Genomic DNA, 24,790 nt, shown 5'->3' with positions numbered 1-24,790 from the left:
GGCACGGCCAGTGCCCGCCCCTGAGACTTGTTCATACCGCTGCGAACCTGTTCGCCAAACTGTTGAACAAGACGGTTGCACAAGGTGATACTTATGACACGGTTGACGCGCCAAACGCCGAACCGTACCCTTCGCACCCTGCAGCGCGAGGTGGACGGCCTCTTCGACCAGTTCTTCGGCCGCACCGACGGCGGGGACCGCGACACGTCCGCGGTGTGGTCGCCGAGCACCGACCTGACGGAGACGGACGACGACTACCGCCTGCGCCTAGACGTGCCGGGCATGAGCGCAGACGACATCAGCATCAACCTCCAAAATCGCACGCTCACGGTGAGCGGCGAGCGCACCAGCGAGCGGACAGAAGAGGGGGAAGACGCCGTCCGCGTGGAGCGTGCTTTTGGCACCTTCCACCGCACGTTCACGCTCCCGAACGCCGTGGACGCCGATAACATTGAGGCGACCTACGACGGCGGCGTGCTGACGATCCATGTTCCGAAGACGAAAGAGAGCACGCGTCGCCAGATTGAGATCCAGTAGCCAAGTGGCACCACGCGTCCGATCCCTGCGGGCTTCTCGGAGCGCTTGGGGCCCGCATCAGCGGCGAGTTGTGATCGGGTGCGGCTCCGTCCCCCGGTCGGACTCTCTTAGTCCGGCCGGGGGCTTTCTATTTGGCGAAATTCCTCCCTGACACCTCCCTCGGCCTCTCGTGGACCGTCCGTCCGCGTTCTCGGGCCTCTCGTCCCCCAGGTCACCCAGCGCTCTGGCGCGCGACGGAGGCGGTGTACAGCCCCCAGAGCCCAGCGTCGCGGTGTGCCGTGATGCGGAGCCGCGTTCCCGCAAGCATTGGCCACAGCCGCCGGTTGAAGTCCGAGACAAGCACTCGGGCTACCGGATTGAGGACTCGACGGGGCAGCGAGGGCGACGTGTCCGGCGGTAGAAATTTGTCGTAGATCGAGATGCGTCCGCCTGGGGCTAGTACGCGCGCCGCCTCGGCCAGGAGCATCTCCGGATCCGGGAGCACCGACAGAAGCAGATGGAGCAGAACAACGTCGAACGAATCGTCCTCGAAGGGGAGCGCATGGGCGTCCCCGACGTGGGCGTCGATCGCCAGTCCGAGCGTCCGTGCCCGTGCCTTCGCACGGCGCACCATCGCCGGCACCGCGTCGAGGGCCGTGATCTGCGTCTCGGAGGGGAGATACTTCAGGTCCAGCCCAGTGCCGCACCCCGAAAGCAAAATTCGGGCGTCCGGGGCCGGGTCGAGCCACCGGAGAGTGCGCTGCCGCCCACGCTCCATCGGCCACGCAAGCGTGTCGTAGACCGGCGCATAGAGCCGATACCGGGTCCGATTCCACCAGCGTGCCCACGTTTGGGGCGGCGGGGGAGAGGCCGTGGGGTCAGTGGGCATGTTGCGGAGCGCGTCGTGCTAGCTTGGTCGAACTCATCCGGGCACTTTCAATTCAAGGTGAATCGATTGTTCACCGTATCGTCCGACCACACTTCTTCCAAGACGCATTTCCCTCGTGCTCGATGATCTGGTCGTCCTGGAACTTGCCTCCGTCCTCGCCGGCCCCAGCGTCGGCCAGTTTTTCGCCGAGCTCGGGGCGACGGTGCTCAAGGTCGAAAATCCCCGGACGAACGGCGACGTGACCCGCCAGTGGCACGCGCCGGATGTCGACGGCGACGGGCACGAGGACCGGTCGGCCTACTTTTGCTGCTGCAACCATGGGAAGCAGTCAATCGCCCTCAACCTGTCCACGGAGGCGGGACAGGCGCTCCTGCACGAGCTGGCGGAGGACGCCGACGTGGTGCTCGCCAGCTACCGTCCCGGCACGGCGGAGGCACTGGGCGCCGACTACGAGACGCTGTCCGCCGTCAACCCCGACCTGATCTACGGACACGTCACCGGCTACGGCCCCGACCGCGAGCGGGCGGGCTATGACGCCGTCATCCAGGCAGAGAGCGGCTTCATGCACATGAACGGCCCCGCGGACGGCCCGCCGACGAAATTACCGGTGGCCCTGATGGACGTGCTGGCGGCGCACCAGCTGAAAGAGGGACTTCTCGTGGCCCTGCTGCGACGGGGGCAGGGCAGCGGCGGAGCGTACGTCCCCGTCTCCCTGCTCCAGTCGGCCGTGAGCGGCCTCGCCAACCAGGCGACCAACTGGCTCGTGGCCGGTCACAGCCCGCAGCGCATGGGCTCGGCCCATCCCAACATCGCCCCGTACGGCACCCCCTACTCCACGGCCGACGACCAGTCGATCGTCCTTGCTGTGGGCACCGACCCCCAGTTCGCGGCCCTCTGTGACGTGCTGGGGCGGCCCGGCCTGGCCGACGATCCACGGTTCGCCACGAACGCCGAGCGCGTGGCCCACCGCGACGTGCTACACGCCGTTCTGGCGGACCGGATTCGACAGTTCGACCACGATGCCCTGCTGGCGGACCTCCACGAACACGGTGTGCCAGTCGGGACCGTGCGCGACGTCCCCACCGTCTTCGAACAGCCCGCGGTGGAGAAGACGATTCTGGATTGGGCAGACGCGCCGGCAGGGATCCGGCAGACGGCCTTCCCGCACCCGGAAGAGGCTGCCCGGGCGCTCCGCCCCCCGCCGCGATACGCCGAGCACACGGCCGCGATTCTGCACGAACGCCTCGGGTGCTCGCCCGACCGGGTGGATGTGCTGGCGCAGGACGACGTGATTATCCGGTAGCCTCTGCGGGCTTCCCCTTCCCGTCCTACGCCGACGCCTCCCAGTTGGCCGTCTGATCGAAGATGTAGGTGGCCAGCTGGTCGATGGCGACGCGGTCCTGCTCCATCGTGTCGCGGTCGCGGACCGTCACCGTCTGGTCGTCGAGCGTATCGAAGTCGACGGTGATGCAGAAGGGCGTGCCTGCCTCGTCCTGCCGGCGGTAGCGCTTGCCCATCGAGCCGCGGTCGTCGTAGCGGACGTTGAAGTGCTGATTCAGGTCGTCCTCAATCTCGCGGGCAATGTCCGGCAGGCCCTCTTTGTCCGTGAGCGGGAAGATGCCGGCGCGGACGGGTGCCACCTCGGGGTCAAACCGAAGCACCGAGCGTGTGTCCCCCTTCACCTCTTCCTCGTAGTACGCGTCGCAGAGCACCATGAAGAGCGTCCGGTCGAGGCCCGTGGAGGTCTCCACGACGTACGGCGTGTAGCGCTCCTCCTCCCACGGGTCGTAGTACGACATCTTCTTGCCGGAGTACTCTTCGTGCCGGCTCAGGTCATAGTCGGTCCGGGAGTGGATGCCCTCCAGCTCCTTCCAGCCGATTGGGAAGTTGTACTGGATGTCGACCGCCGCGTTGGCGTAGTGCGAAAGCTGGTCGTGCTCGTGGAAGCGGAGGTTCGACGGGTCGATGCCGAGGCTCTCGTGCCACGCCATTCGGCGCTCCTTCCATTGCTCGTACCAGTCGAGCTCGGTGCCCGGCTTCACGAAGTACTGCATCTCCATCTGCTCAAACTCCCGCGTGCGGAAGACGAACTGCCGGGCCACGATCTCATTGCGGAACGCCTTGCCAATCTGTGCCACGCCGAATGGCACGTGCAGACGGGCCGGCTCCCGGGCGTTGTGGAAATTGACGAAGATGCCCTGGGCCGTCTCGGGCCGCAGAAACACCTTTTGCCCATCCACCGGCCCCATCTGCGTCTCGAACATGAGATTGAACTGGCGCACGTCCGTCCAGTCGAACGCGCCGGACTCCGGCGCCGGAATCTCCTCGTCCATGATGATCGCGTGGAGCGCATCGTTCATGTCGTCGCCCGCGTTCAGCGCCTCCACCAGCCGTTCGTGGACCTCCTCGGCGTGCTCCTCCGCTCCGTCCTCTTGGAGGTCGCGGATGTAGTCCTCGATCAGTTCGTCGGCCCGGTAACGATTCCCGGAGGCCTTGTCGTCGATGAGGGGGTCGTTGAACGCCTCCGTGTGCCCCGACGCGTCCCACGTCTTCGGGTGCATCATGATGGAGGCGTCCAGCCCCACGATGTCGTCGTTCTGGTACACCATCGACTGCCACCACTTCTCCTTCACGTTGCGCTTCAGCTCCACCCCCATCGGGCCGTAGTCGTAGGTGGCGCTCAGGCCGCCGTAGATCTCGGACGACTGGACGATGAAGCCGCGCTGCTTGGACAGGGAGACAATGGTGTCGAACAGGTCGTCGCTCATGGACGCTGGGAACCGTAGTGAAGAAGGATTGCGGACGCAATACTAGAGTGTATCAAGCGCGTGTGCTGGATGCAACGGGAAGTCCCTATTGTTCATTGAGCATTGGCAAGCTTCTTCCACCGGCCTCCACCTTCCCCCTCCGCCATATGAGCGGACTGGGAGAGAACCGCGCAAAGCTGGCCCGTCTCGTCAGTGAGCTCGTGGAGCCGCTCGGCGGAGTGCGGGTCGTCCCTGCGAGTGATGCGGAGCCACGTCTTGGTTTCGCGCAGCTCTTTCAGACTGATGCTCAACTCAGTGAGCAACGTCGCGTTGGCTCTCCGCGGCACAGGTCTCCAGGTAGTTCAGCGCCGGCGACGGACCGCTGCACAGGATCTGATTGGCAATGTGCTGTCCCAAGGGGTCCTCCGGCGGCGCATCCACGACGCCTCCGACCCGCATCGCAAAGTCAATCAGGCGATCCTCCCGTTCTTCCAGAGACATTTTTCACTGGTTCATTTTCTCACTTTGGCACTCAAGGTGCCGAAATAAAAAATGCCAAAATGAGAGACCGAAGTCAGTCAATCACGCCGCGCTCGGCCAGGGACGTGTGCTCGGTACCGGCAATGATAAGGTGGTCGTGCACCGGGATGCCCATCGTGCCACCGGCGTCGACGAGCTGCCGGGTGATCCGAACGTCCTCGCGGCTGGGCTCGGGGTTGCCGGAGGGATGGTTGTGGAGACAGAGGACCGCGGCTGCGTCGTCGAGAATGGCCTGCTCGAAGACAGCGCGCGGCTCCACGACGCTCGATGAGAGGCCGCCCTCACTCACGGTGTAGTCACCAATGATGACGTTGGCCGTGTTGAGGTGCACGACCTTGAACACCTCTTTGTCGAGGTCGCGCAGGAGCGGGCCGTAGACGTCCGCCACGTCGGCGGGGCACGTGACCTGCACACGCTCGTCCTGCTGCCGCTGCGACTCGACGCGACGACCGGCCTCAAACGCGGCGGCGAGCTTGGTGGCCTTCGCCGGCCCTACGCCCCGCATACGCGTCAGCTCCTTGGGTTTGCGCTGCGAGACCTCGTGCAACGAGCCGTACGACTGAAGCAGGGAGCGGCCGAGCTCGACGGCGGAGACGGGGCCGTCGCTGGTGCGGGTGCCGGACCCGAGCAGGAGCGCCAGCACTTCCGCGTCGGAGAGAACGGTGGGGCCGTGCGCCAGCAGCTTCTCGCGCGGCTGATCAGATTCGTCCCACTCGTGGATCGGAACGCGATACAGCAGGGCAGGCTCTTCCGATCCCTCGGGTGACGACGGGTCTTCGGCGGAGGCGTCGGGCGCAGAATCAGGAGGCATTACGGAGAGGGAGAGCAGGGAGAGAGTCCGTACACTCCCCAGACACGTTTTCCCCGGCACTTATAACATAACATGTTTTGCCCCCGCCGGCGGACCGGCCCTGTTCTTGGCCCGCCCGCAGTCCTCCCGCCTACTCGGGAACGAGCTCGTTCAGCAGGTGCGCGTTGGACGGGCTGTTGCGCAGGTGCCGAAGCAGGGCCTGCATCGCCTCGATTGGGGCCCGCGAGTTGAGCGCCCGGAACAGCTGGTTGTGCTTCTTGCGCCGCACCTCGCCGAGGAGGCGCTCCTCATTCCGGGTTCCACTCTCGCGGAGGTTGACGGCCGGGAAGATGCGCTTGTCGGCCATCTCACGGTCGAGCACGATCTCGGAGTTTCCTGTGCCCTTGAACTCCTCGAAGATGACCTCGTCCATCCGGCTTCCGGTGTCGACCAGCGCAGTGGCGATGATCGTCAGCGAGCCGCCGCCCTCGATGTTGCGCGCCGACCCGAAGATCTGGCGCGGCACCTTCAGCGCCTCCGCGTCCAGGCCGCCGGACAGCGTCCGGCCGCTGCCGTCGACCCACAGGTTGAAGGTCCGTCCGAGACGGGTAAGGGAGTCGAGCAGAACCACAACGTCCTTTCCCGTCTCCACGAGCCGCTTGGCGTGCTCCATCGCCAGGGTTGAGACCCGGACGTGGTTGTCCTCACCGCGGTCGTTGGAGGAGGCAAACACCTGCGCCTCGGTCGTCCGACGGAAGTCGGTCACCTCTTCGGGACGTTCGTCGACGAGCAACGAGACGAGCTCAACCTCCGGGTGGTTTTCCGTGACGCCCGCGGCGATGTCCTTCAGCAGAACCGTCTTGCCGGCTCGGGGCGGGGACACGATCAGGGCACGCTGTCCCTTCCCCAGTGGCGCAACGAGGTCAAGCACCCGCATCGACTCGTCGTCGGTCCCGGTAATCAGGTCCAGCTTCTCGTCCGGGTACACACTTGCCCCCTGGTCAAAGTCCTTGAGCTGCGCCCACTCTTTGGGGGGAAGCCCCATCACGGAGTCGATCCAGCCCACCTGCATCCCGCCTTTGCGGCCCGGCTTCAGGTCGCCTTCGATGATGACCCCGTCGCGGAGATTGAACTTGCCAATGAGCGGTGGCGGCATGAAAGGATCATCCTCGTCTTTCGGCAGGTCCGGCCGCAGCTCGCGCATGAAGCCGTACTTCTTTTCGCCGATAAGCTCAAGGAGTCTCCGAAATGATTCGTTATCGTTTTCTGACATAGTCGATTCTTCGATGAGTGATGAAGCCGACAAGCCCCGCTCCGACGGAGCGTGCCTGCCAATACGCAATGCGGAGGCGGCAGTATGCCGCCCCTGAACACCAGGCACCCTACAAACTCGGTAGGCCTTCTCTACTCGGGGCGTACGAGGCAGCAGTTCAACCTCGGAACGCCCTACTCTGCCACGGGGCCAAACGCTAGTTCAGCACACGGGCACGCGCCTCGCAAACGGACTGGGTGAGAACCTCCAGGGAGGAGGATGCTCGAAGCCGTCCCGCTGAGTTGCAAGGTTAGAAGTCAGCAGTGGGACCAACATCGAAACGGATGCTCCCTGTCCACGACAGTTTTCCCGCGGAGCCCGTACGGTCGATAACGCGTCGTCAGCCTGCAGAATTGGGGGCGAACCGTCTTCTGCTCCTCGGTGCTCTTCTCAGACTGATACGATGCACACAGGGGCCAACGGCCGTCGGCGTTTGTGAATCGACGTGAGGACGTAGCGCATCTCCACGCTGGTGAGAACCATTCCCGCTGCCTTCGGTCCGTGAGTGGACCAGGCACGGGAGGAGACTTGGCGGGAAGCCAGGAAGACAAGGTGGCATTCAGAAGCCGGAACGCCGCCATATACAGATGGTTTCCCGGAGGACTGCCTCGCGGTTCTCTTCATGCGACGTTCGGCGTTTTTGTGACGGATTCCAATTTGAACGTCGAGGTTCGGGGGCACCCCGAAAATCCCTCTGTTCTTCTGTTGCACGGCTGGGGCCGCAGCCTGGAGGACCTACGTCCCCTGACTCGAGACCTCTCCGACGCCTATTGGACGCACGCCGTGGACCTGCCCGGGCACGGCGCCTCGCCCCCGCCCCCGGAGCCTTGGGGAGTCCCCGAACACGCACGTCTGCTCCACGACTACATCCGAACGGAGATTCAATCAAGCGTCACGGTGGTGGGGCACTCGAATGGAGGACGCATCGCGCTGTACATGGCCGGCACGTCGGCACACGCGTCCGCTACCAATCGGCTCGCGCTCATCAGTCCCTCCGGGGTTGCGCCCGAGCGGTCGTGGGCTTACCACATGCGGTCGGGACTGGCCACGGCCCTGAAGGCCCCCGTACAGGCCCTTCCATCGCCCCTCCAGGCCCCCGCCGAGGATTGGCTTCGCCATTCGCTCGTCTGGCGCCTGCTCGGCTCCGCCGACTACAATGCCCAGGAAGGGGTCATGCGCGAGACGTTCGTCAAGACCGTGAACGACCACCTCGACGACGAGCTGCAGCGCATTCAGGTCCCGACGCTTTTGTTCTGGGGGACCGAGGACGACGCGGTCTCACGGCGGCAGATGGGGGTGATGACGACGAAGATCGACGACTGCGGGCTCGTGGAGCTCGACGGCGCCGGCCACTTTGGACACCTCGACCAGCCGGAAACGGTCCGGGCCGGGCTCCGTCATTTCCTGGAAAACTCGTAGGCCCGTCGCCAGAGCGCCTTGCACGGACGCACCATGCACCTCATGTTGCACTCAAGTCCCCGACGCTTCCGCGGGGCCAACCGTTCTTCCCACTCGTTCTCGGCAGCATGACGAGCGCGCTCATTTTTTTCGGCGTCGTCGCCACCCTGTTCGCCGGGTGGCGGGCTGGGCGCCGCGTCCGGTTTTTCCTCCACATCTTCCAGCTGGAGACGTATAAGTTTAGCCGGTACGGGCGCTGGTTGGCCGACCGCGTGTCGTCGCTGGTTGTCCGTCCTTCCCATGGCGTGGGGGCCGCCGCACTCGCGGGAGGCGGGCTCGCCCCGCCCATCATCGATGCGGGTTGGGGCGTGCTCGTCGTCCTCCTGGTGTGGCCGATGGCGTTCATTTCGTCACGCCGCTACCGGAGCGACCGGGAGAAGAAGCCCCTTGCGTTCACGGACCGCATGGTGCGCCTCATCACCCCCACGGCCCTCTTGGCCCTCCTCCCCGTCGCCTGCGGCGGGCTGTACGGATGGACGCTCGGTTCTCCGCCGGGCGTGCTGTGGTACCTGGGCGGTCTCCTCGTGGCCGACCTGGGGGCGCCCTTGTGGGTGGCCCTGGGGGCTGCCCTGATGCACCCCGTCGAAACGGCCATCCAGAAGGGCTTCAAACGGCAGGCCCGACGCCGGCTCCAGGCGCGCTCAGACCTCTCCGTGGTCGGCATTACGGGCTCGTACGGCAAGACGAGCACGAAATTTATCGTCGCCGAGCTCCTTCGACAGAAGTACAGCGTGTACGCCACGCCGAGCTCCTACAACACCCCCATGGGGCTCTGTCTCGCCGTCAACGAGCACCTGAAGCCTCAGCATCAGGTGCTGGTGCTGGAGTACGGCATTCGCTACCCCGGCGATATGGACGAGCTCTGCGACATTGCCGAGCCGGACGCGTCGGTCGTGACCACCATAGGGGTGGCTCATCTCGAAACGATGGGCACCCAGGACAATATCGCGGCGGAGAAAAGCGTGCTCGTGGAGCAGACGGCGCCGGACGGCCCCGTGGTCCTTAATGTAGATGACGAGCGCGTGGCCGCCATGGCCGAGCGGGCCTCCGGACCGGTCTGGCGGATCTCGACCGAGGGGCACCCCGACGCCGATATTACCGCCGGCAGCATTCAGTACGACACCACCGGCACCGCCTTCGAGGTGACGGACGACACGGGCACCACCGTAGCATTCGAGACCCAGCTGCTGGGCCGGCACAATGTGCTCAACGTGCTCCTGGCCGTGGCGGTGGGCCGCTCAATGGGACTGCGGCTCCGCCAAATGGCCCACGCGGCCCGGCGGGTGGAGCCCGTCGAGCACCGGCTTCAGCTCCGCACCCGGGGCGACGTCACGATCATCGACGACGCCTTCAATTCCAACCCCGTCGGGGCGCGAAACGCCGTCGAGATTCTGAGCAAGATGGGCGACGGGCAGCGTGCAATCGTGACGCCGGGAATGGTGGAGCTCGGCGACCGGCAGTGGCGCGAGAACAAGGAGTTCGGCACCGTTCTCGCCGGGCACGACCTCGACCTTGTGGTGCTCGTTGGGGCCGACCAGACGGCCCCCATTCAGGAAGGGCTCTCGGAGGCCGACTTTCCGCAGGAGCGCGTCCACGTCGTCCCGTCGCTCAGCGAGGCGCAGGCGTTTCTCAAGCGACAGCTGAAGCCGGGCGACGTGGTGCTCTACGAGAACGACCTCCCCGACCAGTACGAAGTGTGACGGTCGCCCGTCGGCTACGACGCCCGCTTAAAGAACTGGAAGCGCCGTTCGTCGACGACGTAGCGACTGCGGTCCGGGGCCACAAACCCGGCGCCGTCCGCCCAGTAGGGCACCGTCCGGTCCCGCATCGAGCGCTCGCTGTAGAAGTGTCGCGTCTCGATCGAAAACGGGCGGTAGGCCGGCGCTGCGTGCCGCACGTAGCGTGCCACCCACAGGGCCTGCCGCCAGCGCGGCAGCGGGGCCTCCGGGCGCAGCCGGCGGTAAAACGAACGCTTTTCGGTCCCGGGGTTGAAGGCGCTAAACTGGTAGGGGTCCAGCACCACCTCCCGGTAGGACCGGCGGCCGCGGTAGGCAGTTTCCACGCGGTTGCGCACGACCCAGGCGACCAGTTCCTGCTCGTGGGGCAATTTCGTTTCGGAGTAGATGGCCCGGGCCAGCCACACGGTCGGCTCCTCCAGGTCGGTCGGGGGAGCGACCCGGGCGGTGTCGGTCGTCCCCATCGCTCTCGGTGCGTACGCGGCACTCAGGCGGGCGGCGGGGGCCGGCGCCGTGCGGGAAAGGTCTCGCTGTACGGCACAAGGGGCGGACGCAGACGCTCCTCGGCTCGGCGGTGCCTCCCCGGCGTTGGCTCCCCCTGGCTCCGGAGCAGGCGCGGGGGCGAGCAAAAGAACGCCGATGGAAGCGCTGAGGAGCATCCTGCGCGCATTCATGCCGGGCGCGGTGCCTTGGCCAGAGAACGGGCGGCCCCTGGGCGGGCACAAGTGCCGGCATTCTCCCAGTTCGTCTCTTTTGTAGACACGTAGACACAAAAGACGTAACGCCCCGACGTGCTCTTTCACACCACCTGGACGAAAGCAAGCGGCTCAGCCCCGGGACAGGATTCTACGCAGGCCCGGTGATCGCCTCCTGCTGGATTTTGGGCCAACTGGCCTCAAAACGCACTGCATCGTGGGGGCACCGGACCTTGTCGGTAGAACGGTGGGGCCCAGTAGGCCGCCCGCAAAGAGATGATGGCGCGCACGAGGACACGTCGGTGTGAAGGGGCACACTCCCAGAACGCTAGACCGTGATCTCGACTCGGTTCCCATCTGGGTCGAGTACGACGCTCTCGTAATAGCCGTCCCCGGTTCGCCGGGGTTCCCCCACCACCTCGTATCCGGCGCGCCGCAATGTACTCGTCCGCCGGTCTACCTCGGCCTCCGAGCCGACGGACAGGGCGATGTGGTCGTATCCCTCCAGCTCAGCCCCTTCGGACGCGGAGGCCTCCTCCAGGTCTGAGGTGTGCATGAGTTCAAGGCGAGCCCCCGAGTCGAACGAGAGGAAATACGAGGTGAAGTCCTTCTGCTCGTTCCGGTACCTCGCCCCGGCCTCGGCGTCGAAATAGGTCTCGTAAAATTCGCGGGCTCGGTCGAGATCGGAGGTCCAGAGGGCAGCGTGTTCGATCTGTGCCATCGTGAAGAGAAGTACTGAGGAAAAACACGCCCGCTTCGCACGGACTTCCGTCGCCTCAGTGCCTCAAAAAGTAGTTAAGTCCAATCTCGGGAATCTCCACCGTGACCGCACCGGGACCGGGTATCTGTTCTTCGGAACGACGCATGCTCTCCAGTTCTGACAGGCCGAGGGACTTCTCCAAAGCAGTCCCTGCCCACTCCGCGCGTCAATACGCCTTACCGGCTAAGAACGAATCGGCACGATTCGCGCCTGGGCCGACCTTGCGGGCCACATCGCGTCATATCTGCGGCGCAGCCTTGCGGGGTAACATCGTACGTTCGAAGGGCGACCCCCTAAAACTTCACGAAAGGTTTGTGCTTGGTTACACTTAGGCCTTGACACCCCGGGGACTGATTTTGCTATGTTAGTGGGTAGAGTATTGAAAGAAAGTTTGCCCACCGCAGCGCTACCCTCCCCCGCCCTCCGCGCTGACGGTGGGCTTTTTTTGTCTGCACGGTACGCCGACGGCACGCGCACCTCAAGGCCCTGGAGATTTTCCCCTCCATCTCTCTCCCTAACGCAGAGGCCTGAACCGCGTCTGTCGGCAATGAGGCGGCGAGACTCCCCCGCCGCTTTCCGCAGAACTCGTCTCTCCCAGGCCCGGGGCCGAGAGGCTTCTTCGGAGAGCCCCCTGATTTGTGTCGCTCCGTGCTTCCGGAGCTAAACCCAAACGGCTCGCCCATTTCGTCCCCGTCGTAGATGTTGGGCGCCCAAAACCCGCACACACGGTCTCGTAGCAGCGCGTCACGGGGCCTCGCGGAGGAAAGAGCCCGCTACGCGTAGTTCCAGCACGACGCCACCTGCTCCAGGGCCTGCTCGCTCGTGCGGCGGTTGCGGTCCTCGATCGAAGACCGCCGCTCTACGTTGAAGTCGCGGTCGGGATCGTGGAGGGTGGGCGTGAGCGGATCGTCGAGACGCGCCTGCCACCGCTCACACCATGCGTCGGGCAGCGTCTCCGGCAATTCACGGTCCATCATGGTCAGCGCGAGGAGGGCCCAGATGCGGGAGACCGCGTCGAGCCGGTATCCGCCGCCGAGGGTGCAGAGAAGCCGCCCCTCCGCGTGGTCGTCGGACAGGGCCAGGAGGCGGCGAAAGATCGTTTCGTAGGCCTGCGTGGTGAGAAGGAGGTCGGCCAGCGGGTCCTCGAAGTGGGCATCGGCCCCGCACTGCGCTACGATCACGTCCGGCTGGAAATGCTGCAGGGCGTAGGGCACCACGTGCTCGAAGGCGTCCAGGTAGCTGTCCGTCTCGGTATACGGGGCCAGCGGGACGTTCAGCGAGAAGCCCCGGCCGGCCCCCTCGCCAATCTCTTCAACGTGTCCGGTGCCCGGGAAAAGAGACCGGCCCGTTTCGTGGAGGCTAACCGTGAGCACCCCGGGGTCTTCGTCGTGCAGATGCTGGACGCCATCCCCGTGGTGCACGTCCACGTCCACGTAGGCAACGCGAAGCCCCTGCTCGCGCAGCGCGTCGATGGCCACCGACAGGTCGTTGTATACGCAAAACCCGGAGGCCCGGGCCCGGTGGGCGTGGTGAAGGCCGCCGCCAAACTGGAGCACGCGGGTCGCGTCCCCCTCGGCGATCAGCCGGCCTGCATGGAGCGTCCCGCCCACCAGGCCACGGGCCGCGGCGTCCATGTTTTCGAAGACCGGCACGTCGCCCGTGTTCAGGCCAAAGGACCGCGCCTGTGGGGGGGGCGTGCCGTCCGACGCGGCCTCGACCTTCTCCACGAACCGCTCGCCGTGGACCCGCCGCACCTCTTCGCGGGTCGCTACCGGGGGGGCCACCGGGTCCAAGGGGACCCCGAGCGTCTCCAAGAGGTCCATCGTCATCTCCTGTCGGACGGGGCTGAAAGGGTGCTGGGGCCCGAAATGGTAGTCGAGGTAGCGGTCGTGGAAGAGGAACGTGGCCATGTTCGGAGCGCAACGGTGGGACGGGGAGTCGTGGGGTTCAGCCTCGAAGGCAAAGCCGTGGGGCTACCAAAAGGTAGACACCACCGGGCCAGTCCGTCAATGGACCGCCCGCCGGTCTGGTCATTGGAGTCGGCTGCGACTCGACCGGCCCCACCGACCCGGAAGACGCACCGCCGCCGCGGCCCCTCACGGCCACCGAGCAGAATGTCGTCGACACCGACAACGCATTCGGGCTCACGCTTCTCCGGTCCACTGTGGATGCGGAGGACCCATCGAAGAACGTATTCCTCTCTCTCCTCAGCGTGTCGATGGTTCTCGGCATGACCCTGAACGGAGCGCGCGGCGAGACCCGTGCGGCCATGGAGACGGCGCTGGAGAAGCAGGACCTGTCGCCCGCCGAGCTCAACGACGCCTACCGCGGGCTTATCGACCTGCTGAAAGGGCTCGATCCGGACGTGGACGTCGCGCTTGCCAACTCGATCTGGTACTGCGAGGGCCTCCCGGTGGAGGAGGCCTTCATCGACACGAACCGGACCCACTTCGACGCCGAGGTGGCCGCACTCGACTTTGCCGCCCCCTCCGCCGCCGACCGGATTAACGGATGGGTGAACGACGAGACGCGCGGAAACATCCCGAAAATCGTTCTCGATCCCATCCCGCCCGAAATCGTGATGTATCTCATCAACGCCACGTACTTCGAGGGCCCGTGGCGTGACCAATTTGATCCGTCGAACACCGAGCCGGGCGCCTTTCGTCGGACCGACGGCTCCACTGTGACGGTGCCGATGATGGAGAAAATGGAGGAGGTGGTACACCCTACGTACACGGCCGATCAGTTTCGGGCCTTAGACATCGCGTACGGCGACAGCCTCTACAGCATGACAATCCTGCTCCCCCGCGACGACGCCTCGGTCGAAGGGGTCGTCAACAGCCTCGATACAGAGACATGGGCCCAGGTGACCGAGGGGCTGTCTCCACGGTCACTCCGTCGGCTAGAGATGCCGACGTTCACGCTCCGCTACGAGAAGGCCCTCAATGATGTCCTCACCGATCTTGGCATGGGCGTCGCCTTTACAAACGCGGCCAACTTCCGCGACATCGCCGACACGGCACTCGCAATCAGCGAGGTGAAGCACAAGACGTTTCTCCGCGTCGACGAGGCGGGCACGGAGGCGAGCGCGGCCACGTCGGTCGGGATCGAGGTTACGTCCGCTCCGCCCTCGTTCGTCGTAGACCGGCCCTTCGTAGTTGCCATTCGAGAAAACCACTCCGGTACAATTCTCTTCCTCGGCACTGTTATGGATCCGACCGCGGAGTGAGCGACAGACGCCCGTAGTGCCCGCAATCTCCGGGGCTAGTCCTCAAGGAGCGGTGCAAAGGCGTCCCGGACCGCCGCCGGAGCGCGAACGGGCTCCCCTGCTTCCGCGTCCGTGAAGCAGAGCGTGGTGTGCCCGGTCACGAGTGCGTCGTCCTCTCCATCGCGATGCACCGTGTAGCCGATGGGGACGCGCACGGTGGGCATCTGTTCGAAGTGGGCCTCTATGATGAGCTGGTCGTCGTAGTGGGCCGGGCCGTGGTAGTCAACCTCCACGTGCACAACCGGCATGATGATGCCGTCGGCCTCGAGGTCCCGGTAGCGGATCCCCGCGTGGCGGAGGGCCTCCGTCCGGGCGACCTCAAAGTAGTCGAGGTAGTGCGTATGGTACACCACCCCCATCGGGTCACACTCTCGGTACCGGACGCGGTGGGCATGCGAGTACGTATAGGCCATGCCGGATCGGAAACACTAGAAGACTACGCGGAGGCGGTCATGGGCTCGGCCGACTCGTAGGCGCCCAGGGCGTCGAATTTTTCGAGCCGCTGGTCGAGCAGCGCCTGCGGATCGAGGTCTTCGAGTTCATCAAGGGCGTCAGCGACGGCCGCCCCGACGGCCTGGTAGGTCTTCGCCGGGTCGCGGTGCGCCCCGCCGACGGGCTCAGGGACAATCTCATCGACGATGTCCACCTCCGTCAGGTCCGTGGCCGTGAGCTTGAGGGCCTGTGCCGCATCCTCCTTGTGGTCCCACGAGCGCCACAGGATTTGCGAGCAGCTCTCCGGCGCGATCACCGAGTACCAGGCGTTTTCGAGCATCAAGGTGCGGTCGCCCAGCCCGACGCCCAGGGCGCCCCCGGAGGCCCCCTCCCCGATGACGACGACCACTACCGGCGTCTCCAGGCGCGCCATCTCAAAGAGATTGTGCGCGATGGCCTCGGCCTGTCCGCGCTCTTCGGCCCCCATGCCCGGGTATGCGCCGGGCGTGTCGAGGAGCACGACGACCGGTTTCCCAAACTTGGCGGCCATTTTCATCAGCCGCTCCGCCTTGCGGTAGCCCTCCGGGTTGGGCATGCCGAAGCGGCGGTACTTCCGTTCTTTGGTGTCCCGCCCCTTCTGGTGCCCCATGATCATCACGGTGCGGTCGCGGTAGCCAAAACGCCCCCCCGCAAACTGCGCCAGCCCCCCAACGATCGATCGGTCGTCACCAAACTTCCGATCCCCGCGCAGCTCCGTGAAGTCGTCCGTCAGCGCCTCGATGTGATCCAACGTGTAGGGGCGCTGCGGATGGCGAGCAATCTGCACCCGCTGCCACCGCGTCAGGTTGCGGTAGATGGAGGTCCGGAGCTGCTCCACCCGTTCTTCCAACGCCTCGATCTCGTTGGAAAGATCGTCCTGCGTCTCCGCGTTAAGCTCCCGCATCTCGGTAAGCTTGTCCTCGAGCTCGACGAGCGGCTTCTCGAAGTCGAGCAGATGTTCGTCGTCGGCCATGGCGGGGACAGGTTGGTTTGGGACACATTCTTTTAGGGTGGCATAAATAAGCCGTCTGGCGACGGGAATGGCAATACGTCGGGGAGCGACGGCGCGTGGACACACGAAGTTTTCCAGAAGGTGAAGCCGGGGACCGCGGCGCTCTCCCCCGGAACGCGCCCCCACAGTGCCCGTCCGGGTACGGCGCACCGTTCCCGAATCAGTTTTGAGCCGCCCACGTGGCCACCCTCGACGCCCTCCGCGAGTACCTCGACACGCTCGTCGATCAGCACGAGCGCCCTGCCTTTATCGACGACGACCCGATTTCTATTCCCCACGCCTTCGACGCCCCCCGTGACCAGGAGGTAATCGGGCTCTACGCGGCGTTGCTGGCCTGGGGCCGCCGCGACGTGATGCTTCGCAAGCTCGAAGAGTTGTGCGAACGGATGGGCCACGCTCCCTACCGCTTCGTGCGAACGTTTGACCCGGAGACCGACGCGGAGGCCCTCGATGGGTTCGTCCACCGCACCTTTCAACCCATCGATGCGGTCTGGTTGACCACCAACCTGAGCACCGCCCTCGACCAACACGAGACCATTGAGGGCCTGTTCGCGGCCCACCGTCCCGACGACCCGGACGAGTCACCTGTGGCGACGATGCTACAGGGCGTGAGCACCACCCTCCTCACGATCGACAACGACACCCCGCGGCGTCTCCGTAAGCACCTAGCCCGGCCCGAGGCCGGCAGCGCCTGCAAGCGGCTCAACATGTATCTCCGCTGGATGGTACGGCCGGGCCCCGTCGACCTCAACCTGTGGTCGGTGCTGGATCCGTCCGATCTGATGCTGCCGGTGGACGTGCACGTGGGGCGACAGGCTCGGGCGCTCGGGCTGCTGGAGCGGAAAAGTAACGACTGGACGGCAGTTCGGCGCCTCACGGCCATCTGCCGGCACTTCTGCGCGCCGGACCCCGCCCGATACGACTTCGCGTTCTTCGGGGTGGGGGCTCAGGACGAGTCGTTGGACGCGCGCTTCACGGGGGCCAACCGGGTCGACGGGAGCTCCTTGCCCACGCCCCGGTAGTCACTCTTGTAGTACAGCACTGCTCCCTGATCCGGACGCTCCTCCACCTCCACAACGCGCCCGACGTACAGGTAGTGGTCGCCGGCCGAGATTGAGTCGTGTGGGCGGCAGTGGAGGACGCCTGAGCCGCCTTCAAGAATCGGCGTGCCATGCGCGTCGCGCTCGTGGGGCACCGCCTCAAACTGCTCGGGGCCGCTGAGGCCGGGGATGGCAAACTGCTTCGCAAGGTGCGCCTGGTCTTCTCCGAGCATGTGCACCGCAAACCGATCACAGTGCTCCATCACCTCAAACATGCTCGAGTCGCGGCCCACGTTGAAGCTCACGAGCGGCGGGTCGAGCGCAACGCTTGAAAAGGACCCGATCGTGATGCCGCGGGCTTCTTCGGCCCCCCGGGCCGTCACCACGACAACGGGCGACGGCACCCGGCCCATCGACGCCCGAAATGTGCTTGGTTCGTCTTCGGCCATGAAACGGAATGGTGCAGAAAAGGAGTGGCGCGCGTCCCGCGGTGCATGCTCTCGGGATTCCCTGCTGGAAGAGGAATCCTCCAATGAGGCGACGGGAAGCCCGTTCGCCCCGAGCGCCGTCCGTTACGAGACTGTGTTCATCACGAGAAGACGTCAGAGACGCGGCGGAAGAACGACTTCTGGGTATCCTCCTCCGGGGGCTGGGGCTGAAAGTTGTCGTGCTCCTGGAGCTGGTCGAGGAGTTCCTTCTCTTCTTCGGTGAGATCCTGCGGTGTCCAGACGTGCACGCGGATCATCTCATCGCCCTGCCCGCTCCCTTCCAGGTCCGGCAGGCCCCGGTCTCGCATGCGGAGGATCTTGCCGGCCTGCACGCCGGACTCGACCTCCAGTCGGGCCTCGCCCTCCAGGGTGGGAACGTCCACCTCGGTGCCGAGCGCGGCCTCCGGGAAAGACAGGTGAAGGTCGTAATAGATGTCGAGCCCGTCCCGCTCGAAGTGCTCGTGGGGCTCCTCCTCAATCTCAATCCGGAGGTCGCCACTGGGTCCGCCGCGGAGGCCTGCATTGCCCGCGTCGCCCAGGGTGAGGTAGTTGCCCTCCATCACGCCCGGCGGCACATTGATCGAAATCGACTCTTCGCCCTGCACGCGCCCTTCGCCGCCGCAGTCGTCACACAGGTTGTCGATGATGCGCCCCTCCCCCTCGCACCGGGGACACGGCTGCACGTTGACGACCTGCCCGAACACGGAGCGGGAGACCTGACGGATTTCGCCGGTGCCGTCACACTTCGGGCACATCGAGAAATTCTGCCCGCCCATGCCCCCTTCGGCGCCAGTGCCATCACACGACTCACACTCCAGGTACTTCTGAAGCCGGAGGTTCTTTTCGGTGCCCTCCGCAATCTCCTCGAGAGTCAGTGAGAGCGACACGCGGAGGTCGCTGCCCGGGCGTCCTCGTCCTCGCTCCGACCGACCGCGCCCGCGGCCTCCCCCCTGGGCCCCGCCAAAGATGTCACTGAAGGCATCGAAAATGTCTTCAATGTCGTGGAAGCCGCGCCCACGGCCTCGCCGGCCGCCGCTCGCCCCACTGTCGACCCCATCATGGCCGAACTGGTCGTAGCGCTGGCGCTTCTCCGAGTCCGACAGGACCTCATACGCCTCCGATGCCTCCTTGAACTTCTGCTCGGCCTCCGGATCGTCCGGATTGCGATCCGGGTGGTACTCCATCGCCTTCTTCCGGTAGGCCTTCTTGATCTCTTTGTCGGAGGCGTCTTCGTCGACCTCGAGGATGTCGTAATAGTCGCGCGGCATGTGCAGGAGCAGTTCTCGTTCGGAAGAGTGCGGCCTTGGGCCGCTGCGTCGGCGTGCAATGACAGTGAGAACCAGCCAAGGGGGCTGGCGGGGACCTCGCTATGCGGAGTTGGCCGCACTGCTGCTTTCTGACGGCTCGGCGGCCACGACAACCCGGCTGTGACGGAGCACACGGTCCCCCATCGTGTAGCCCTTCTGCACCTCTTGCAGGACGTTGCCCGGCTCGACGTCGTCGGACGGCTGCCGCATCATCGCCTCGTGCAGCTGCTCGTCGAACGGCTGCCCCTCCGCCTCAATCGGTTCCACACCGAGGGACTGAAGCTGGTCCTGAAACTTGCGGTACACCATCTCCACCCCTCCCTTGAGCGTCTCGTAGGCCGATTCCGGATCGTCGGACACGTCAAGGTCCTGAGCTGCATCGAGGGAGCGTTCAAAGTCATCGAGCACCTCGAGCATCGATTCGAGCACCGTCTCCTTTCCGGCCACGTGGCGGCGCTTCTTCTCCCGGTCCATGCGGCGACGCACATTTTCGAGCTCCGCCGCTTTCCGGAGCAGGCGCTCGTTCAGTTCGTCGCGTTCCTCCTTCAGCCCCTCCACCTCGTCGCGGAGGGCCTCTACCTCGCCCGTGAGGGCCTCGATGTCATCGGGCGGATCGGAGGCGGGGGTCTCCTCGTCGGCAGGGTCGGCGGAGGAGGAGTCGTCGGCGTTTGGGGACGAGTCGTTCGTCATCGGACGACCGTCGTTCGGGTCTGCACTCACAGTCAACAAGAGGGTTCGTGGGACAAGACACAGGACAGACAACACGAACGGTCGCCGGCGTTCGCCAGCGACCGCTAACGGCATTCGGGCGTGGCTCCGGGGCCTGAGCGGGCTAGGACGGAACGGAAGAGTCCGTCGCCTCGTCGTCCCCAGGCCGATTTACGACGGCGGCCATGTTTTCGACGAGGGCCACGGCGCGGCCGTAGTCCATTCGTTTGGGCCCGATGACGCCGAGGGAGCCCACCGTGTCACCGAGCTGGTACGGGGACATAACGATGGAGTAGGCGTCCATCTCCTCCCGATCGGTCTCGCTCCCGATGCGGACGACAGCCTGTCCCACGGCGTCGGGATTGGCCTCAAATAGGTTCTCAATCACTTGCACAACGCGGTCCTCATCTTCAATGGTTTCGATGAGGTGCCGCATTTCATCAGGCTCCTGGAATTCGGGCTGAGACAGAATGTTCTGCGTGCCGTCAAACTGCAGGCGACCTTCATCCGGCTCACTGAAGAGGATCGACGCCTCGTCGAGAACGAGGGCGATGAGCCCTGTCTCGTCGGGCAGATCCTCAAGGCGCTCCTCGTAGGTGTCGCGGATCTCGTGCAGGGTTAGGCCGGCGAGGCGCTCGTTCAGGGTCGACACGATGCGGTCTATCTTGGCCCGCTGCAGGTCCGGCTCAAAGCTGAGGACGACTGTCTTCACGAGCCCCCCCTGCACGCTCAACACAAACATGAGGCGCGAACCGGACAGCGGGACAATGTCGAGCCGGTCCAGCATGGCGGTGGAGAGACGGGGCGTGAGGGCGATCCCGAGCAGGTTGGTGAGCTTGCTCAGCAGACGGGTGCTCTCACTCAGTAGTTCGTCGGTATCGCTGACGAGACGGGCCAATTTGACCTTGAGCACCTCCCGCTCCACTTCCGAAAGGGCCGGCGTGTCCATAAGCTCGTCGACAAACGTGCGGTACCCGAGTCGGGTGGGCACGCGGCCGGCAGAGGTGTACGGGTGGTCCAGGTAGCCCATGTCCTCCAGGTCCGCCATGGTGTTGCGGATGGAGGCGGGGCTCAGCTCTACGTTCGCGTCCTTGGCCAGCGACCGCGACCCCACAGGCCCCGCCGTGTCGACGAATTGCTCAATGACGAGGCGGAGGATGTCGCGCTCACGCTCGCTGAGGGACGGCCGGTCGTCGTTCGCGTCAACAGGGCTCACAGGGGCGTGAAGGAGTTTCTCAAACGGGTGTCCAGGCCGTTGTGCAGATTGGTCTGTCCTCCAACCCGACGTTGCTGAGGAGATTTCCCCAGCAGGATCCGCCCGTCAATGCCGACGGATCCGTAGGTGGGACACAGCCCCGGGTGGAAAGACAGGATTGATCATCTAATGTACTTCACGTCGGGGCGCGAGTTTCCCTCACGCACGGCCCCCGGCGGGGTGACGGGCCTCATCGAAACGGCAGCCCCGCCACCGAATACACGTGAATTGGTCGTGTGTCTGCTTCGCCCGACCGTCACCGATCTCCCACTCTACCCCGCCGTTCTTCATGCGCTTCTTGTCCACCCTCGCCGCCAGTGTGATCGGGACCCTCGTTGCGCTGGGGCTCATCGTCTTCTTTTTTGTCTTCTTCTTTTTTGCCGTTTCCCTCTCGGCCAACCAGACGCCGACCGTCCAGCCCGGCTCCGTCCTCACGGTGCCCCTGTCCGGCGACATCCCGGAGCGTGTGACCAACGATCCCTTTCAGAAGGCTTTCGGGAGCGGGCCGAGTTTTGACCTCCGCGCCCTTCAGACCGCGCTCCGGAAGGCCAGCACCGACTCCCGCGTCGAGGCCGTCTGGCTGCGAACACAGGGGATCAGTGCCGACTGGGCCACGCTCGAAGAGGCGCGGCAGGCCGTCGTGCACGCCCGTGAGAACGGCCTCCCGGTTCTCGCGTCCAGCGATGAGTTCGGCATGACGGAGAAGGACTACTTTCTGGCCAGCGCCGCCGATAGTGTCTTTACGGCCCCACAATCCGCATTCCAGTACAACGGCTTCGGGACGACGGTGACCTTCTTCGACGGCGCCCTGCAGCGCCTCGAGGTGGAGCCGCAACTCATCCGGGCCGGGAAATACAAGAGCGCCGGGGAGCCCTTCGTACGCTCAGACCTGTCGGAGCCGAACCGCGAGCAGCTTACCGCCCTGCTGGAAACGACGAACGAGCGGTTCATGACGGCCGTCTCAGAGGCACGGGGGCTCTCGACCGAGGCCCTCAACCGCCTCGCCGAGGAGGATGCTCTTCTCAGCTCCTCGGCCGCCCTGGATGAGAATCTCGTTGATGGGCTCCGCTACGAGGATGAAGTGCGGGACCAGCTCCGCGACCTCGTGGATGCCCCGCTGTCGGGCGACGTGCCCACCGTGTCCATCGACGATTACCAAGGGGTATCGGCCGAGAGTGCGGGACAGTCGTACACCGGAAATGGGCAGGTCGACATCGTGTACGCGGAGGGCAATATCGTCGTCGGAGACCCGGACGGCCAGTCCCCCATCGGGGGCTCCCAGGCGTTGGGCTCCACGACCCTGACGGAGGCGCTGGAGACCGCACGGACCAGCTCTCGCACGAAGGCCGTCGTGGTCCGGGTCAACTCGCCGGGCGGCAGCGCCGCGGCGTCGGAGGCAATGTGGCGCGCCGTGAAACGCACCGCCGACGAAAAGCCGGTCATCGTGTCGATGGGGGACGTGGCCGCCTCAGGGGGATACTACCTCGCTGCGGGCGCGGACTCCATCATGGCGGACCCCACCACCACGACTGGATCCATCGGGGTGTTTGGCATACTCTTCAACGCGGAGGGGCTCTTTGAGGAAAAGCTCGGCGTCACCTTCGACGGCGTGCGCACCGGCCCCTACGCCGACCTCTACTCCACCACGAAGCCCCTGAGCCCGGACGAGCGGCGGCTCGTGGGCGGCTCCATCGACCAGACGTACGACACCTTCCTCCAGCGCGTGGCCGACGCCCGAAACATGGACGTAGAGGCGGTCGATGAGGTGGCGCAGGGCCGCGTGTGGTCGGGGCGGGACGCCAAGGAGGTTGGCCTCGTCGACACGACCGGGACGCTCGCGGATGCCGTGGCGATGGCGGGCACGGCCGCGGACCTCGGGGATGGCCCCTACCGGACGCGCGCCCTCCCCCAGCCGAAAACCATCGTGCAGCGCTTCAGCGAGCAGTTCGCCGCTCAGGCGCGGCAGACGTGGCGGTCCGCCACGACGAATGTCCTCGAGCGCAAGCTCTGGCGCCAGAAGCAGATGTTCGACCGCATGGTGGGCACGCACGGTTCGATCCAGGCCCGGCTTCCGTTTGAGCCCAAAATCGAGTAGATCCGGGGAGCGGCGCGGCGCCCCGAACCGTTCTGCTACGAGGCGGCGGAGCGTTCGGAAGGCACGAGGACCTCACCGTCCATGACGTCGGGCACGTCTTCGCCGAGCAGCGCCAGGATGGTGGGCGCTACGTCGCCGAGCTTTCCGTCCCGCACCGGCCCCTCGATCCCATCTTTGAGAATGATGTGGGGAACGAGGGCGGTGGTATGCGCCGTGTGAGGGGATCCGTCCGGGTTCTTCAACTTGTCGGCGTTGCCGTGGTCCGCGATGATGCTCACCGAGTAGCCCTGATCGCGGGCGGCCTCTACTACCTGCCGGGCGCTACGATCTACGGCCTCGCAGGCCGACACGGCCGCCTCGACGTCCCCGGTGTGGCCCACCATGTCGGGATTGGCGAAGTTCAGGACGGCGAGGTTGTAGTCCTCCCCGCGGAGGGACTGCGAGACGCGATCGGCCAGTTCCGGCGCGCTCATTTCGGGCTGTTGGTCGTAGGTGTCCACCTTCGGCGACGGCACGAGGACGCGATCTTCCCCTTCAAACGGCTCCTCACGCCCGCCACTGAAGAAGTAAGTCACGTGGGCGTACTTCTCCGTCTCGGCGGCCCGCAACTGACGCCCGCCCCGCGCACTGAGCACCTCGCCGAGCGTCTCCTCTAGGTTGAGCTTCTCGAAGGCCACTGGCAGGTCAAATTCGTCGTCGTAGGGCGACATCGTCACGAACAGGAGGTCGTCGAGTTGCTCGCGCCCGAAGCCATCGAAGTCGGCCCCGGTGAAGGCCCGCGTGAGCTGCCGGGCGCGGTCCGAGCGGAAGTTGTAGTAGACCACCGCGTCGCCGTCTTCGATGCGGGTGCCGTGGTCCCCAAACGCGTCCTCGTCTTCGGCCCGAATGCGGCGGGGCTCCACAAACTCGTCGGTCACCTCGTCGTCGTAGCTCGCCTTCAACGCCGCGACGGGGTCGTCGAAGGCTGTCCCCGCCTCGTCCGTGAGGAGCCGATAGGCCCGCTCGATGCGGCCCCACCGCTTGTCGCGGTCCATCGCGTAGTAGCGCCCCACAATCGAAGCGAGACGCCCCACTCCAATCTCATCGGCCTTCTTCTGAAACTGCTCCACGTAGTCGACGCCGCCATGCGGATCGGTGTCGCGCCCGTCAGTGAACGCGTGCACGTTCACCTGTGCCGGGGCGAGCCCCTCACGCCGGGCCAACTCCAGCAGCCCGTACAGGTGCTCGAGGTGGCTGTGCACGCCCCCGTCGGAGAAGCAGCCCATCAGGTGAAGCTTCTGGTCGTTGGCGTTTGCGTGCCGGGCGGCCCGGACCAGCGCTTCGTTCTCGAAGAAAGACCCGTCCTCGATGGCCTTCGAGATGCGCAGGATCTCCTGGTACACGACCCGGCCCGCCCCCAGGTTGGTGTGCCCGACCTCCGAGTTGCCCATTTGCCCCTCGGGCAGCCCCACCTCGGGCCCCGACGCCTTCAGGACGCCGTGGGGGTATTCGTCGTAGAGGTGGTCCACGAAGGGCGTATCCGCCTGCTCGATGGCACTGACCGAGGGGTCGTCGGCCAGGCCCCAGCCGTCAAGAATGAGAAGGAGGTGGCGTTTTGAGGCGTCCATCGGGATAGGGGGGACTGGTTAGGGCCGATTGAGAAGTGTCGGGAGAAGAGATGGGCATTCGTTCACGCTCGAAGTCGAGATTGAGGGAGGTATGGC

The 24,790-nt window shown here is 65.4% G+C and carries 23 protein-coding genes; 7 read left to right on the top strand and 16 right to left on the bottom strand.

Annotated elements, in window-relative coordinates; translation table 11 throughout:
• Window positions 1–93 precede the first annotated feature (93 nt).
• Window positions 94–537, top strand: coding sequence for an Hsp20/alpha crystallin family protein (locus tag OJB03_RS05620; RefSeq protein ID WP_263785844.1), 444 nt, complete (start codon window positions 94–96; stop codon window positions 535–537).
• A 211-nt stretch (window positions 538–748) separates the two neighbouring features.
• Here OJB03_RS05620 and OJB03_RS05615 read toward each other — a convergent pair whose 3' ends face one another.
• The gene (locus OJB03_RS05615; RefSeq protein ID WP_263785842.1) at window positions 749–1,405 is read right to left on the bottom strand and encodes a class I SAM-dependent methyltransferase; all 657 of its coding nucleotides are present in this window, start codon (window positions 1,403–1,405) and stop codon (window positions 749–751) included.
• Between the two features lie 115 nt (window positions 1,406–1,520).
• On the opposite strand from OJB03_RS05615, the gene OJB03_RS05610 reads away from it, so the two are divergent.
• The gene (locus OJB03_RS05610; RefSeq protein WP_263785840.1) at window positions 1,521–2,708 is read left to right on the top strand and encodes a CaiB/BaiF CoA transferase family protein; all 1,188 of its coding nucleotides are present in this window, start codon (window positions 1,521–1,523) and stop codon (window positions 2,706–2,708) included.
• Between the two features lie 25 nt (window positions 2,709–2,733).
• Here the strand turns inward: OJB03_RS05610 and OJB03_RS05605 are convergent, their stop codons facing one another.
• The 5 genes from OJB03_RS05605 to rho all read right to left on the bottom strand — a co-directional run bounded on the left by OJB03_RS05605 (window position 2,734) and on the right by rho (window position 6,755).
• Window positions 2,734–4,173 carry a glycine--tRNA ligase gene (locus tag OJB03_RS05605; protein ID WP_263785837.1) on the bottom strand — a complete coding sequence of 480 codons (1,440 nt, stop codon included), beginning with the start codon at window positions 4,171–4,173 and terminating at the stop codon, window positions 2,734–2,736.
• A 92-nt stretch (window positions 4,174–4,265) separates the two neighbouring features.
• Window positions 4,266–4,463 carry a four helix bundle protein gene (locus OJB03_RS05600; RefSeq protein WP_263785835.1) on the bottom strand — a complete coding sequence of 66 codons (198 nt, stop codon included), beginning with the start codon at window positions 4,461–4,463 and terminating at the stop codon, window positions 4,266–4,268.
• Between the two features lies 1 nt (window position 4,464).
• Window positions 4,465–4,653: a hypothetical protein gene (locus tag OJB03_RS05595; protein ID WP_263785833.1), complete on the bottom strand. Its 189-nt coding sequence runs from the start codon at window positions 4,651–4,653 to the stop codon at window positions 4,465–4,467.
• 73 nt (window positions 4,654–4,726) lie between these two features.
• On the bottom strand, window positions 4,727–5,503 hold the full coding sequence (gene radC, locus OJB03_RS05590) for a RadC family protein (protein WP_263785831.1): 777 nt from the start codon (window positions 5,501–5,503) through the stop codon (window positions 4,727–4,729).
• A 130-nt stretch (window positions 5,504–5,633) separates the two neighbouring features.
• Window positions 5,634–6,755: a transcription termination factor Rho gene (gene rho / locus OJB03_RS05585; RefSeq protein ID WP_263785829.1), complete on the bottom strand. Its 1,122-nt coding sequence runs from the start codon at window positions 6,753–6,755 to the stop codon at window positions 5,634–5,636.
• 681 nt (window positions 6,756–7,436) lie between these two features.
• On the opposite strand from rho, the gene OJB03_RS05580 reads away from it, so the two are divergent.
• Both OJB03_RS05580 and OJB03_RS05575 read left to right on the top strand, forming a co-directional pair.
• Window positions 7,437–8,213 (top strand): alpha/beta fold hydrolase, encoded by a 777-nt coding sequence (locus OJB03_RS05580; protein ID WP_263785828.1) that lies wholly within the window; start codon window positions 7,437–7,439, stop codon window positions 8,211–8,213.
• A gap of 107 nt (window positions 8,214–8,320) precedes the next feature.
• Window positions 8,321–9,952, top strand: coding sequence for a UDP-N-acetylmuramoyl-tripeptide--D-alanyl-D-alanine ligase (locus OJB03_RS05575; protein ID WP_263785827.1), 1,632 nt, complete (start codon window positions 8,321–8,323; stop codon window positions 9,950–9,952).
• Between the two features lie 14 nt (window positions 9,953–9,966).
• On the opposite strand, the gene OJB03_RS05570 is transcribed toward OJB03_RS05575, so the two are convergent.
• The 3 genes from OJB03_RS05570 to OJB03_RS05560 form a co-directional block, all read right to left on the bottom strand.
• Entirely contained in the window at window positions 9,967–10,662 is a 696-nt protein-coding gene (locus tag OJB03_RS05570; protein WP_263785826.1) for a cell wall hydrolase, read from the bottom strand.
• A 349-nt stretch (window positions 10,663–11,011) separates the two neighbouring features.
• Entirely contained in the window at window positions 11,012–11,404 is a 393-nt protein-coding gene (locus OJB03_RS05565) for a VOC family protein (RefSeq protein WP_263785825.1), read from the bottom strand.
• Window positions 11,405–12,216: 812 nt separating this feature from the next.
• Window positions 12,217–13,353: an acetoin utilization protein AcuC gene (locus tag OJB03_RS05560; protein ID WP_263785823.1), complete on the bottom strand. Its 1,137-nt coding sequence runs from the start codon at window positions 13,351–13,353 to the stop codon at window positions 12,217–12,219.
• A 116-nt stretch (window positions 13,354–13,469) separates the two neighbouring features.
• Here OJB03_RS05560 and OJB03_RS05555 point away from each other — a divergent pair, with 116 nt between their 5' ends.
• Entirely contained in the window at window positions 13,470–14,672 is a 1,203-nt protein-coding gene (locus OJB03_RS05555) for a serpin family protein (protein ID WP_263786244.1), read from the top strand.
• 35 nt (window positions 14,673–14,707) lie between these two features.
• Here OJB03_RS05555 and OJB03_RS05550 read toward each other — a convergent pair whose 3' ends face one another.
• Both OJB03_RS05550 and OJB03_RS05545 read right to left on the bottom strand, forming a co-directional pair.
• The gene (locus tag OJB03_RS05550) at window positions 14,708–15,124 is read right to left on the bottom strand and encodes an acyl-CoA thioesterase (protein WP_263785821.1); all 417 of its coding nucleotides are present in this window, start codon (window positions 15,122–15,124) and stop codon (window positions 14,708–14,710) included.
• 23 nt (window positions 15,125–15,147) lie between these two features.
• Window positions 15,148–16,155, bottom strand: coding sequence for an acetyl-CoA carboxylase carboxyltransferase subunit alpha (locus OJB03_RS05545; RefSeq protein ID WP_263785819.1), 1,008 nt, complete (start codon window positions 16,153–16,155; stop codon window positions 15,148–15,150).
• Window positions 16,156–16,373: 218 nt separating this feature from the next.
• On the opposite strand from OJB03_RS05545, the gene OJB03_RS05540 reads away from it, so the two are divergent.
• Window positions 16,374–17,216 (top strand): TIGR02757 family protein, encoded by an 843-nt coding sequence (locus OJB03_RS05540; RefSeq protein WP_263785817.1) that lies wholly within the window; start codon window positions 16,374–16,376, stop codon window positions 17,214–17,216.
• Here OJB03_RS05540 and OJB03_RS05535 read toward each other — a convergent pair.
• The 4 genes from OJB03_RS05535 to hrcA form a co-directional block, all read right to left on the bottom strand.
• Window positions 17,141–17,683 carry a flavin reductase family protein gene (locus OJB03_RS05535; protein WP_263785815.1) on the bottom strand — a complete coding sequence of 181 codons (543 nt, stop codon included), beginning with the start codon at window positions 17,681–17,683 and terminating at the stop codon, window positions 17,141–17,143. The genes OJB03_RS05540 and OJB03_RS05535 overlap by 76 nt on opposite strands.
• A 140-nt stretch (window positions 17,684–17,823) precedes the next feature.
• Window positions 17,824–18,990, bottom strand: a complete 1,167-nt coding sequence (dnaJ, locus tag OJB03_RS05530) for a molecular chaperone DnaJ (RefSeq protein ID WP_263785813.1) — start codon at window positions 18,988–18,990, stop codon at window positions 17,824–17,826.
• Window positions 18,991–19,089: 99 nt separating this feature from the next.
• The gene (locus tag OJB03_RS05525; RefSeq protein WP_263785811.1) at window positions 19,090–19,749 is read right to left on the bottom strand and encodes a nucleotide exchange factor GrpE; all 660 of its coding nucleotides are present in this window, start codon (window positions 19,747–19,749) and stop codon (window positions 19,090–19,092) included.
• A gap of 112 nt (window positions 19,750–19,861) precedes the next feature.
• Window positions 19,862–20,953 (bottom strand): heat-inducible transcriptional repressor HrcA, encoded by a 1,092-nt coding sequence (gene hrcA / locus OJB03_RS05520; RefSeq protein ID WP_263785810.1) that lies wholly within the window; start codon window positions 20,951–20,953, stop codon window positions 19,862–19,864.
• A gap of 328 nt (window positions 20,954–21,281) precedes the next feature.
• On the opposite strand from hrcA, the gene sppA reads away from it, so the two are divergent.
• The gene (sppA, locus tag OJB03_RS05515; RefSeq protein ID WP_263785809.1) at window positions 21,282–23,087 is read left to right on the top strand and encodes a signal peptide peptidase SppA; all 1,806 of its coding nucleotides are present in this window, start codon (window positions 21,282–21,284) and stop codon (window positions 23,085–23,087) included.
• Window positions 23,088–23,122: 35 nt separating this feature from the next.
• Here the strand turns inward: sppA and gpmI are convergent, their stop codons facing one another.
• Window positions 23,123–24,694: a 2,3-bisphosphoglycerate-independent phosphoglycerate mutase gene (gene gpmI, locus OJB03_RS05510; protein ID WP_263785807.1), complete on the bottom strand. Its 1,572-nt coding sequence runs from the start codon at window positions 24,692–24,694 to the stop codon at window positions 23,123–23,125.
• Window positions 24,695–24,790: the final 96 nt, after the last annotated feature.

This window comes from Salinibacter grassmerensis (assembly GCF_947077765.1).
In the GTDB taxonomy this organism is placed as follows: domain Bacteria; phylum Bacteroidota; class Rhodothermia; order Rhodothermales; family Salinibacteraceae; genus Salinibacter; species Salinibacter grassmerensis.
This window is presented reverse-complemented; position numbering and strand designations above follow the sequence as displayed.